Genomic DNA, 12,029 nt, shown 5'->3' with positions numbered 1-12,029 from the left:
TTACCAAATTTTTTTTTGTTATGCATATTTAATTTATTCTACATTGATATTTTTTATATAATTTAATACAATGTATTTGATATTTAAATAACAAATTACGTTATTTAAATATCAAATACAAGATAATATTTTTTTATCTAAACAAATACTACAAAGTATACTCTTTAAAAGTTTAATATTACGGAGGAGTTATTTACCATGAATCAAAAAAAGCAAATTTCACTAAAGGAAACCTCAAATACAATGCCATCTATTGAATCTCTAATATCAAAAGCCAAGGAAGCTGAAAAAAACCTTTTAGAATTAAATCAATACCAAATAGATAAAATTGTAACCAGCATGTGCATAGCTGGTGCTAGTCAAAATATAGAACTCGCTAGATTAGCTGTTGAAGAAACTGGACGTGGTATTTTTGAAGATAAAGTTATCAAAAATCTATTTGCTACAGAATATATCCACAATGATATAAAACATGTAAAAACTGTTGGTGTCATAAATGATGACCCTAAAAATGATTACTTTAATGTAGCTGAACCTGTTGGAATAATAGCAGGTGTTACACCTGTTACAAATCCAACTTCCACCTCTATGTTTAAAGCTATAATATCAATAAAAACTAGAAACCCAATTATATTCGCATTTCACCCCTCAGCCCAAAAGTGTAGTGCTGAGGCCGCAAAAATTGTGTATGAGGCAGCTGTAAAAGCAGGTGCACCTAAAAACTGTATACAATGGATAGAGGAACCCTCCTTAGAAGCAACAAATGCATTAATGAACCATGAAAGTGTATCTGTAATTTTAGCAACTGGTGGATCTGGTATGGTTAAGTCTGCATATAGCTGTGGTAAACCTGCTTTAGGCGTTGGACCTGGAAATGTTCCTGCATATATCGAAAAATCTTGCGATATAAAAAGGGCAACTTACGATATCATACTTTCAAAAACCTTTGATAATGGTATGATTTGTGCTTCTGAGCAAGCCGTAATCGTAGATGAAGAAATCTCTGATGAATTTGAATCAACAATGAAAGAGTTTAATTGTCATTTCTGTAATGATGAAGAAATCAAAAAACTTGAAAAGTTTTTATTCCCACCTGAAAAGAATTCATGTATATTAAATTCAAATGTGGTCGGTAAATCTGCAAATTGGATTGCAGAACAAGCTGGATTCACAGTTCCTAATAAAACTAAAATATTAATCGCAAAAATTAATTCAGTAGGGGAAAATTATCCTCTTTCTCGAGAAAAACTAAGTCCCGTACTTGCTTATATAACCGTAAAAAATTCACAAGAAGGTATAGAAAAATCTAAACAAATGGTAGAGTTTGGAGGACTTGGACACTCAGCAGCTATCCATTCAAACAATGAAGAAGTTATTAAGAAATTTTCTGAAACCGTAAAGGCTGGAAGAATTGTTATAAATACTCCTTCAACTCATGGTGCTATTGGAGATTTATATAATTCAAATAGAGCATCTTTAACTCTTGGTTGTGGATCTTACGGAAAGAACTCCATAATATCCAATGTAACATGTGAGAACTTAATTAACTTAAAGCGAGTTGCAAGGAGAAAAATTAATATGCAGTGGTTTAAAATTCCTGAAAAAATATATTTCGAATGGGGATCTACATCTTATCTCGAAAAAATGTCAGATATATCTAGAGTTATGATAATTACAGATGCTGGAATGGTAAATCTCGGATATAGCGATATTGTAATAAATCATTTAAATAAAAGAATCGATAAAGTTCAAATAGAATTATTCTCAGAAGTTGAACCAGACCCTTCGGTTGAAACAGTGCTAAACGGTGTTAAAATGATGAACAATTTTAATCCTGATTGCATAATAGCACTAGGAGGTGGATCTGCTATGGATGCTGCCAAAGGAATGTGGTTATTTTACGAGTATCCTGAAACTAACTTTGATGATATAAAATTAAAGTTTATGGATATAAGAAAGAGAACATATAAATTTCCAAAACTCGGCAGGAAGGCGAAATTAGTAGCAATACCTACAACTTCTGGAACAGGTTCAGAAGTTACGGCATTTTCAGTTATAACAGATAAAGTTAAAAACACTAAATATCCTCTAGCTGATTATGAATTGATCCCAGATGTCGCAATAATAGATCCTCAATATGTTATGACTTTACCAAAATCTGTAATGGCAGATACAGGATTAGATGTATTAACTCATGCTATAGAGGCTTATGTTTCGGTGCTTGCATCTGATTATACCGATGCCCTAGCTATGAAGGCTATACAAATTGTATTTGAATATTTACCTAGAGCATTTAAGAATGGTGCTAATGATAGGATTGCTCGAGAAAAAATGCACAATGCTTCAACGATGGCTGGTATGGCTTTTACCAACGCATTTTTAGGCATAAATCATTCACTTGCTCATAAACTCGGTGGTGAATTCCACATACCTCACGGTCGTGCAAATGCAATATTACTTCCTCATGTTATTAAATTTAACTCTCAAATTCCTACTAAATTCACATCATTTCCTAAATACGAGAAATTCATAGCACATGAAAAATATGCAGATATATCAAAACATCTCGGCTTAAAAGCCTCAACCACTGAAGAAGGAGTTAATAGCTTAATTGATGCTATTAAAAACCTAATGATAGAACTTAACATGCCTTTAAGTATTTCTGAGTGTGGTTTATCAAGAGATGAATACATGAGCAAAATAGATGAATTAGCTTTAAAAGCCTTTGATGATCAGTGCACTGGTGCAAATCCAAGATATCCATTAGTGGAAGAATTAATTGAGATATACAAATCAATTTACTAAAGTTCAATTTTAAAAATCTATATAAAAAGGGAGCTGAGAAATAAATCTTAGCTCCCTTTCTTAGTTATTAAAAGTTTCAATTATAAATTTCTATTTTTATCCCTTAGTTCCAGTTATAACATAAAATTTCCTATATCTAGAATCACTCAGGACATTCATCCATTTACTCCTAAATCTTACTTCATCCTTTGCAATATAATCTATAGCATTTATATTCAATTTATATTTTGCATACATAGGCTTAAAGATTCTATTGAAATATTCTTCATCTATATCAGGCAGACCTCTTTTTTCTATTTCATTATTTTCAATCTTTCTATCATACGAAAAACAAATATTTATTAAACATCCTGTGACAGCAAGCTTAGAGATTGATCTTATAACTCCCATCTCTTCTTTAAATAAACCCTCAAGCAAACTTCCCCAAGGTAGATTGATATAAATTTCCGAGAACCTATTTTCTAAAATGGAAATTATATTTTGCACATTCATAACTAGGTAAATTAAATTTGCCACTTTATTTTTATACTGCTTTACAGAATACTTTTTCATAGAATCACCGCATGAATCTAAGCCAATATAAAAACAGTGCTTGTTACTGACTGCATTAAAATAAACAAATGAACCCTGACCAGTACCTAAATCAATTATTAATTTTTTATATCCCCTTATTCTACATAAAAAATTCTCATCGCTAATTTCTATCTCTTTACTACTATTAAGTACCCTCATAAACCACCTCAAAAAAAGAGGATAATTTATTAAAACTATCCTCCTAAATAAAAATTTCCAATTTTAATGAAGATAAATAAACGCTCCTGGTCCTAAAGGCAATCCCAATAACATCCACAAAACAAGTAAAATCACCCAAGAGATTAAAAACATTATAGAATACGGAAGCATTAGTGAAACCAATGTTCCTATACCACTTTCAGGATCATACTTCTTAACTACCGTAACTATTATGGGAAAATATGGTAAAAGAGGAGTTATTATATTACTTGTAGAATCCCCTATCCTATAAGCAACTTGAGTAAATTCTGGAGAAAATCCTAACCTCATAAACAATGGAACAAACATTGGAGAAATAATTGCCCACTTAGCCGAAGCACTTCCCACAAAAAGATTTATAAAAGCTACTATAATTATAAATCCTATAATTAATGGGATACCTACAAAATTTACACTTTCTAATAAATCTGCACCTCCCACTGCTATTATGGTGGCTATCTTACTTTTATCAAACAAGTATATAAACTGAGATGCAAAAAACGCTAATACTAAATATCCACCCATTACAGACATAGATTTTGACATAGATGAGACTATATCAGAATCTTTCTTCACCTTACCTGACCCAATACCAAATGCAACTCCTGGAATAAAAAATCCTACTGATAGGATAATAACAATTGCATCTATGAATGGAGACTTAGACAAAATACTATTAGTCTCTGGATTTCTAAGCAACCCTCCAGGTAAAAGTCCTATTAGAATTACCACAACATATAAAAGAAGCGAGATACCTGCCCACAAAAGACCCTTCTTTTCTTCCTTAGTAAACTCAATAGAAGCTTCATTATCAACTTGATCCATTAAATATCCACTGCCTGCTCTCCTGTTTAATCTTGGAATAATCACATACTCCGTTACAAGAGATCCCACTATAGAAATTATAAAAGTAGAAATAAACATAAAATAATAATTACTCATGGGATTGACAATATACGATGGATCCATTATATTCGCTGCAGATTGGCTAAGACCGCTCAACAGAGGATCTATGGTACCTATTAATAAATTAGCAGAAAATCCTCCAGATACTCCAGCAAATGCAGCAGCTACACCTGCTACAGGGTTCATTCCAAAACTTTTAAATATCATAGCACCTATAGGTACCAAAACAACATAACCTGCGTCAGATGCTACATTTGATAAAACTCCAAGAAGAACTACAACAAAAGTTATCAATCTCTTGGGAGTAATCAACACAAGTTTTTTAATCAATGCATCTATAAGCCCAGTTCCCTCAGCAACTCCTATCCCAAGCATTGAAACCAATGCAACCCCAAGAGGAGCAAAGCTCGTAAAATTTCCTATCATACTCTTTAGAAAAGATGCCATTGATTCTTTCGTAAGTAAATTAACAGCACTAACTGCAACAGTTTCTTCAACTCCATCCTTTATTATCTCATATTCCACACCGACTCCAATCCTACCTAAAATATAAGAAATCAAAACAGTTAATATACTTAATATAAAAAACAACGTCACTGGATCAGGTAACTTATTACCCATTTTTTCAATAAAATTGAGACTTTTATTAAGTATACCACCATTTTGATGAGTCCTCATTCTACTACCCATTCTATCACGCAAAATTAATAACTCCTTTCATTCTTGAATCAGTTAAAATATAATTACTGTATATAATTTTAATATTTAAACAATTATTATGCAATATTGTTATACTTATTTCAATGAAAAATATTTTTTACTAACAATCATTACTTTTGGAAAGGAACTCAAAATGACAAATATAAAATTATGTATTTTTGATCTTGACGGTACTTTGTTAAATTCGAATAAGGAAATTAGCAATGAAACAACTTATGCCATAAAAAATTTATCTAAACACAACATAAATTACACTATTGCAACGGGAAGACTTGATTTACTTGCGAGAAAATATCAAAGACAGATATCATCAAACTTGCCCATAATTTCTTGCAATGGCTCATTAATACGCGATTTGTCAAATAAAATTTATTATTCAAAGACAATTAAATTCGAAATAATAAGAAATATTTTCAATTATTTTAGATCTTTAGAGTTAGACTTTATGTTTTATACAGAAAATTTAGTACTAGTTACAAAAAATAATCCTAGAGTGAAATTTTTAGAAAACTACGTTAAAACAGTAGATAAAAGTGATAAATTTGATTTTGAAATTCTATATGACGATATTGAAAAGTATTCTAATCTAAAATTCCTAAAATCTCTAATATATATAAAAGACAGAGAGAAACTTCTTGAAACTCAGTCTTTATTAAATCAAAATTTTAAAAATCTATCAATAGTATCCTCAGATTACGAACTTTTGGATTTAATGCCTTTAGGTATAAATAAAGGTACAGCTTTATCTATACTCTGCAAGATTTTAAACATAAGTAGTAAAGATGTATGTGTATTCGGTGATAATTTCAATGATATAGAAATGATAAATTTTGCCGGTACATCAATAGTTCCTGAAAATGGAGAAACAGAAATCAAGAACCTGGCAACACATATTACAAAAAGTAACAATGAAGATGGAATTGCTCATGCAATAAACAATATAATTTTAAAATAAGAAAAGGCGATATCAATTTTGACACCGCCTTTTCTTATTTAATTAAGTACTTTATCTTTTATAAACATCGCTATAGCATTCCCAATATATTCAATATTTTTTTTATTTTTGCCCTCAACCATTATTCTTATAAAATTTTCTGTTCCAGACTCTCGAACTAAAATTCTTCCATTGTTGAATAACTCATGTTCATATTTTTCTATGAGATTAATTATTTCCCTATCTTCTCTATAAATACTCTTATACTCTTCAGGTACCTCTACATTTATGAGTACCTGAGGAAACTCATCAATGCAAGAAGCTAAATCTTCAAGTGTTTTACCACTTTGTTTTATAATATCACTAACTATAAGCGATGTAAGAATACCATCACCTGTCTTATTATCAAAAAGAATTACGTGCCCTGATTGTTCTCCTCCAACAACGTAACCATTTTCATTCATATTTTGAAATACATACTTATCTCCTACACAAACCTTAGATATATTTATTCCATATTTATTTAAAGATTTTTCAAGACCTATATTGCTCATAACAGTAGATACAACAGTATCTTTATGCAAAATACCTTTGTTTTTAAAATACATTGATATAATAGCTATTATAAAATCTCCATTTATAATATTTCCATTTTTATCTACAGCTAAACATCTATCAGCATCTCCATCATAAGCAAATCCAAAATCACAATTATTATTTATAACAACTTCACGTAGCTTATCCATATGCATAGATCCACAATCACAATTTATATTAATCCCATTAGGCTTGTTATTTATAACTACAACTTCCGCTCCGGTTTTTTTGAAAACCCTTTGTGCAACATCATACGAAGCCCCGTTAGCACAATCTATGGCAATTTTGAGTCCATCAAGATTTGAATCTAAAAAGCTTAACAAAAATTTTTCATAATGAACAATGGCATCATTTGAAGTTTTAATCTTACCAAGCCTCAAATTCATATTTACAATTTCTAACTTATCTACGCTATCAAAATATAGCTTCTCTATTTCTTTCTCAAGATCATCACTTAATTTAACACCATAACTATCAAAAAACTTTATACCATTGTACTCGTATGGATTATGTGAAGCCGATACCATAATTCCACCTATTAAATTATACTTTCTTATTAAATACGATATAGCCGGAGTTGGTACGTATGAAACCCTAATTACATCTACACCATAAGATGAAATTCCTGAACATAAACTTTCCTCGATTAAAGGACTAGAAATTCTTGTGTCCATCCCTATTACAATTTTTTTATTATACGTAGAATTATCAGATAAAACACATGCTCCACATTTTCCGATTAGATAAGAAAATTCACGTGTTAACTTTTCATTTGCAATTCCTCTTATTCCATCCGTTCCAAATAATTTCCTCATTTTATTTAAACACCTCTAAAAATTTATATCCTGCTCTCAGTGCTCTTTCATTATCCACAAAGTTAAACTTCTTATTTAAATTTTTCTTAAGACACTCTATAACAGAATTTATGGAAACTACATTTATAACTCTAGTCAAAAATCCAAGCATAACTATATTCCCAAAAACCTTCTGTGAAATACTCTTAGCAATACTTTGAACAGGTACATCAAAATATTTAATTCCCTTTCTTGAGTTATTTCTTTTGACTATATCAGAATTTATAAGGATAGAACCCCCATCTATAACCTTATTCTCATATTTATTAAGCGATGGATAATTCATAACAATCATATATCTAGGATTAGATATGATAGGTGAAGATATTTCTCTATCACTTATTACAACGGAACAATTTGCAGTCCCTCCCCTCATCTCAGGACCATAAGATGGAAACCATGTAACATTTAATCCACTTTCAAGTGCAGCATAAGACAAAATTTTTGAAATAAATAAGATACCTTGTCCACCAAAACCCGAAAATACTATATCAATATTCACAACAAATGCCTCCAAATTTAATCTTTAAAAACCTTTAATGGAAATTCACATATCATACTTTCCTTAATCCAATTTAAAGAATCTTCAATATTTTTTTTCCAATTTGTAGGACATATAGAAAGCACTTCCACAAATGAAAATCCTTCTCCATTTTTCACATATTCAAAGGCCTTCTTTATAGCCTTCTTGGTTTTAATTACTTCTCTTACATTGTGAGTCGATACACGTTCCATATACCTAATTGATGTGATATTCTTCATTAACTCACATACTTTAACAGGATTACCATGAACATTTGTATCTCGTCCTTTAGGTGTTGTTTCAGTTACTTGTCCACTCAGAGTCGTAGGAGCCATCTGACCACCTGTCATTCCATAAGTGCAATTATTTATGAAAATGATTACTATATTCTCACCTCTAAATGCAGCATGTATTACCTCTGAAATACCTATAGCTGCTAAATCACCGTCACCTTGATAAGTAAAAACTACTCTATCTTTAAGTAATCTAGATACCGATGTTGCAACTGCAGGTGCCCTCCCATGAGATGCACTTATGAAATCACATTTTAAATAATCATATATTAGAACAGAACAACCCACAGATGCAATTCCGATAGTTTTATCTACTATATCAAGCTCTTCCATAACCTCACCTATTATATTATTTACAATACCATGGGTACATCCAGGACAATAATGATTCCTTACATCAATTACAGCACCCGATGGTTTAAACTTTATACTCATCTTTTTCCCCTTTAATAATTTTTCTGACATCCTCTAATATATCATCGTACTCAATAACGCCGCCAGACACATAGGCACAAGAATATACTCTATTCTTTCCTAAACACCCTAATACTACATCTTCAACCATTTGACCAAAATTTATTTCTACACACAAAAATCCATATTTGGTAATACTACTATGTTCACTTATTTCATCATAAGGAAAAGGCCAAATAGTTATAGGTCTTAAGATACCTACATTTACACCTTCATCTTTTAAAATTTCCATTACCTTTTCACATATCCTAGATACTATTCCAAAGCAAACCAAAATAATATCAACAGGTTTATCTAATCCTATTTTTTCAAATCTAATTTCATTTTTTTTCATAAGATCATATTTAATACACAGTTTTTTCATGTGACCTTTAAGCTCTTCATTGTCTAAGTACAAAGACTTTATAACATTACTATTATTTCGATCTAATCTACCATTTACGCTCCAAGGCTTAAGATCACGTATATCACTAATAGAATATGTATGATTGTCGTAACTATCTTCTAATTCTAAAGGTTCCATCATTTGACCCAAAGTACCATCTAAAAAAAGAACCACAGGATTTCTGTACTTATCTGCTAAATCAAAAGCCTCAATAGTTAAATCATAAATCTCTTGTATGCTATTAGGAACCAAAATGATTGTCTTAACTCCCCCATGCCCAAGAGCCTTAGTTGAAAAAAAATAATCCTGTTGAGAAGGTTGTATACCTCCAAGACCGGGTCCCACTCTACAAACATTCACTATAACACACGGTAACTCTGCACCTACCATATACGATATACCCTCTGCCTTAAGACTCATACCAGGACTCGATGTAGATGTCATTACACGAAATCCTGCACTAGCAGCACCATATACCATATTAATAGCAGAGACCTCACTTTCAGCTTGTATAATTAACCTACCATACTCTGGCATCTTATCAAACAAATATGTAATCAACTCAGTCTGTGGTGTTATAGGATACCCAAAAAAAGCATGACATCCTGATCTAATTGTGGCCTCACCTAGTGCCTCACATCCTTTAATTAATATTTTCAATTTCCTCATTCTCCTTTTTCAATATCATCAGATAATATAGTTATGACGGAATCTGGGCACATCCTGAAACAAAATCCACATCCTACACAATTTTTTTGATTTTCATTATCGACTCCAGCTACGTAATACCCTAATTCATTTAATTCCTCCGACATAGATATTATTTTTTTAGGACAAACCAAATTACACAGAGCACACCCCTTACACCTCTCCGTCCTAAACACAACTTTATACATTCATATCACTTCTCTCCTAAATTCAGCATATTTACTAATTAATTTTACTAATTTTAAGTTTTAGCATAATCGATTTCCTACTATCTATTATTTCTATTCCATTAGGTATTTTTAGCGGAATTTCTAAAATAGAATTTTCCTCTATATCAGATAAATCTAGCTTTTCGGTAGATATCTTATTAATATTAGATATAGTATCCTCAGTCCCAATTATAGTTATTTGCTTTGGAATAACTTCTATACTATCCAACTTTAGTCCTTCTTTTAAGTTATTCTCAAAAGAAACATCTACCTCAACATCCTTGGTAGCTCTAACCATAATATACATCTCGACTATATCAGGATAAACGTCCAAAGACTCATTTATATTATTTCCTTCTTTATCTAAAAACTTAACCTTTAAACTCTGATATGTATCCTGCTTGAGATTTTCAAAATTTGAAGTGACCACTGCCTTATCCACACTATACACAAATTCCGAAGCTCCTGAAACTATTACATACTCAGGAGTTATTATAGGGTTAAAAGAATAGAATCCCTCCTCATTACTTTTCTCTATAGCTTTATCTACATAAACTCTTTTCTCTACAAATTCATCTACTAATATTTTTACATCCAACTCATTGGGTTTTATTATTGATATATTAGAAGGTATACTACGAGTATAAGTTCTAACAACATTCTCCCCTTTTCGAAATTCATGCAAACTTAAATCTAAAAATATCTCAAAATTCTCTGCATTCAAATTATATATATCTGATGCCCTTCCTTCGACGGTCAAATTAACTGAAAATTTTTGACTTGGCAATAATACTAAGCCATTTTTTTTTAAACTTGAACTATTCACAACCTTTACTGGTATATTATAAATTTTATTAGTAATTTTGGGATTTAGAGATATAAATAGATAAACCCAAAGTATAAATGATATCATGAAACATAATATTTTTATAACTATTTGCTGCTCTTTCTTCTTATCCAAACCTTTAACCTACCTTTTAAGGACTCTGGTCTTAAATTATTGTAACTGAACATCATGTTAAGAGACGAATGCAACCTCTCAAAATCATAATTCCTAGTTACCTTGCCATTTGCAAACAAAGATATTATACCACTTTCTTCAGAAACAACAATAATAACTGCATCACTACTTTCAGACATTCCGAGAGCAGCTCTATGCCTAGTACCTAAACTCTTATCAATATTTTGATAACTAAGTGGTAAAAAACATCCTGCAGCCTCTATCTTACCTGACCTTATAACTATAGCTCCATCATGTAAAGGAGTATTAGGAAAAAAAATGGTTTCTATAACCTCTGAAACAACTTTAGATCCTAAGCTAGTTCCACTTTCAATTATGTCTCCAAGTTTTGAGTTTCTCTCTATTACAATAAGTGCCCCAATATTTTTATTTGACATGTTGGCTACTGCTTTACATATTTCAACTATAAAATCACCATTTACATATGCACTTGAGTACTTATTATGTTTATCTGAAAATGCACTCCTTCCCAAATGTTCAAGTGCTTTTCTTATTTCAGGCTGAAACAAAATAACAACTGTTAGTACCCCTATAGTCAAAGTATTGCTAAGAATGGCATATACCATTTTAAATTTCAAAAAATAACTAACGGGTACTAAAAATAAAATAAATAAAATCCCTCTTAATAGTTGTTCCGCTCTAGTTTCCTTTATAAGCATATACACTTTATAAAAAGCATATGCAACTATTAATATATCTAATAAATCAAGTACACTAATATTTTTAACAGTATTAAAAATAATATTAAAAAATTCCAAGTATCTACCTCTTTTTTCTTTTTCAAAGAATTTATAAGATACCCCAATAATATAATAAATTAAATTGTTTT

General features: G+C 30.8%; 11 protein-coding genes. 2 read left to right on the top strand and 9 right to left on the bottom strand.

What is annotated here, in order from left to right; all coding sequences use genetic code 11:
• Window positions 1–198: 198 nt before the first annotated feature.
• On the top strand, window positions 199–2,805 hold the full coding sequence (gene adhE / locus AALI31_RS02510; protein ID WP_489884950.1) for a bifunctional acetaldehyde-CoA/alcohol dehydrogenase: 2,607 nt from the start codon (window positions 199–201) through the stop codon (window positions 2,803–2,805).
• Window positions 2,806–2,901: 96 nt separating this feature from the next.
• Here the strand turns inward: adhE and AALI31_RS02505 are convergent, their stop codons facing one another.
• Together AALI31_RS02505 and AALI31_RS02500 are read right to left on the bottom strand one after the other, a co-directional pair.
• Window positions 2,902–3,537: an rRNA methyltransferase gene (locus AALI31_RS02505; RefSeq protein ID WP_489884949.1), complete on the bottom strand. Its 636-nt coding sequence runs from the start codon at window positions 3,535–3,537 to the stop codon at window positions 2,902–2,904.
• A gap of 63 nt (window positions 3,538–3,600) precedes the next feature.
• Window positions 3,601–5,160, bottom strand: coding sequence for an AbgT family transporter (locus tag AALI31_RS02500; RefSeq protein ID WP_489884977.1), 1,560 nt, complete (start codon window positions 5,158–5,160; stop codon window positions 3,601–3,603).
• A 175-nt stretch (window positions 5,161–5,335) separates the two neighbouring features.
• Here AALI31_RS02500 and AALI31_RS02495 point away from each other — a divergent pair, with 175 nt between their 5' ends.
• Window positions 5,336–6,157, top strand: a complete 822-nt coding sequence (locus tag AALI31_RS02495) for a Cof-type HAD-IIB family hydrolase (protein WP_489884948.1) — start codon at window positions 5,336–5,338, stop codon at window positions 6,155–6,157.
• 38 nt (window positions 6,158–6,195) lie between these two features.
• Here the strand turns inward: AALI31_RS02495 and glmM are convergent, their stop codons facing one another.
• Genes glmM through cdaA form a run of 7 tightly spaced genes read right to left on the bottom strand, consistent with a single transcriptional unit; the run spans window position 6,196 to window position 11,958 of the window.
• Window positions 6,196–7,548: a phosphoglucosamine mutase gene (gene glmM / locus AALI31_RS02490; RefSeq protein WP_489884947.1), complete on the bottom strand. Its 1,353-nt coding sequence runs from the start codon at window positions 7,546–7,548 to the stop codon at window positions 6,196–6,198.
• Window position 7,549: 1 nt separating this feature from the next.
• The gene (locus AALI31_RS02485; protein ID WP_489884946.1) at window positions 7,550–8,089 is read right to left on the bottom strand and encodes a 2-oxoacid:ferredoxin oxidoreductase subunit gamma family protein; all 540 of its coding nucleotides are present in this window, start codon (window positions 8,087–8,089) and stop codon (window positions 7,550–7,552) included.
• 17 nt (window positions 8,090–8,106) lie between these two features.
• A complete protein-coding gene (locus AALI31_RS02480; protein WP_489884945.1) occupies window positions 8,107–8,838 on the bottom strand; it encodes a thiamine pyrophosphate-dependent enzyme in 732 nt (243 codons plus the stop codon).
• On the bottom strand, window positions 8,822–9,922 hold the full coding sequence (vorB, locus tag AALI31_RS02475; protein ID WP_489884944.1) for a 3-methyl-2-oxobutanoate dehydrogenase subunit VorB: 1,101 nt from the start codon (window positions 9,920–9,922) through the stop codon (window positions 8,822–8,824). The genes AALI31_RS02480 and vorB overlap by 17 nt, the downstream gene beginning before the upstream one ends.
• A gap of 5 nt (window positions 9,923–9,927) precedes the next feature.
• The gene (locus AALI31_RS02470) at window positions 9,928–10,158 is read right to left on the bottom strand and encodes a 4Fe-4S dicluster domain-containing protein (RefSeq protein ID WP_489884943.1); all 231 of its coding nucleotides are present in this window, start codon (window positions 10,156–10,158) and stop codon (window positions 9,928–9,930) included.
• A 34-nt stretch (window positions 10,159–10,192) separates the two neighbouring features.
• The gene (locus AALI31_RS02465; protein WP_489884942.1) at window positions 10,193–11,140 is read right to left on the bottom strand and encodes a CdaR family protein; all 948 of its coding nucleotides are present in this window, start codon (window positions 11,138–11,140) and stop codon (window positions 10,193–10,195) included.
• On the bottom strand, window positions 11,113–11,958 hold the full coding sequence (gene cdaA / locus AALI31_RS02460) for a diadenylate cyclase CdaA (protein WP_489884941.1): 846 nt from the start codon (window positions 11,956–11,958) through the stop codon (window positions 11,113–11,115). Before cdaA ends, AALI31_RS02465 begins: the two co-directional genes overlap by 28 nt.
• Window positions 11,959–12,029 lie beyond the last annotated feature (71 nt).

The sequence above is a fragment of the Anisomitus miae (SeqCode) genome, from assembly GCF_054906395.1.
The sequence above is the reverse complement of the archived record's forward strand: the minus strand, read 5'-3'. Positions and strand labels throughout refer to the sequence as shown.

Excerpts from the sequence above, each read along its gene's own strand:
- AALI31_RS02495 (WP_489884948.1), top strand. The coding sequence starts at position 5,336 with ATGACAAATATAAAATTATGTATTTTTGATCTTGACGGTACTTTGTTA.
- adhE (WP_489884950.1), top strand. The coding sequence starts at position 199 with ATGAATCAAAAAAAGCAAATTTCACTAAAGGAAACCTCAAATACAATG.
- AALI31_RS02505 (WP_489884949.1), bottom strand. The coding sequence starts at position 3,537 with ATGAGGGTACTTAATAGTAGTAAAGAGATAGAAATTAGCGATGAGAAT.
- AALI31_RS02470 (WP_489884943.1), bottom strand. The coding sequence starts at position 10,158 with ATGTATAAAGTTGTGTTTAGGACGGAGAGGTGTAAGGGGTGTGCTCTG.
- glmM (WP_489884947.1), bottom strand. The coding sequence starts at position 7,548 with ATGAGGAAATTATTTGGAACGGATGGAATAAGAGGAATTGCAAATGAA.
- AALI31_RS02480 (WP_489884945.1), bottom strand. The coding sequence starts at position 8,838 with ATGAGTATAAAGTTTAAACCATCGGGTGCTGTAATTGATGTAAGGAAT.
- AALI31_RS02500 (WP_489884977.1), bottom strand. The coding sequence starts at position 5,160 with ATGAGGACTCATCAAAATGGTGGTATACTTAATAAAAGTCTCAATTTT.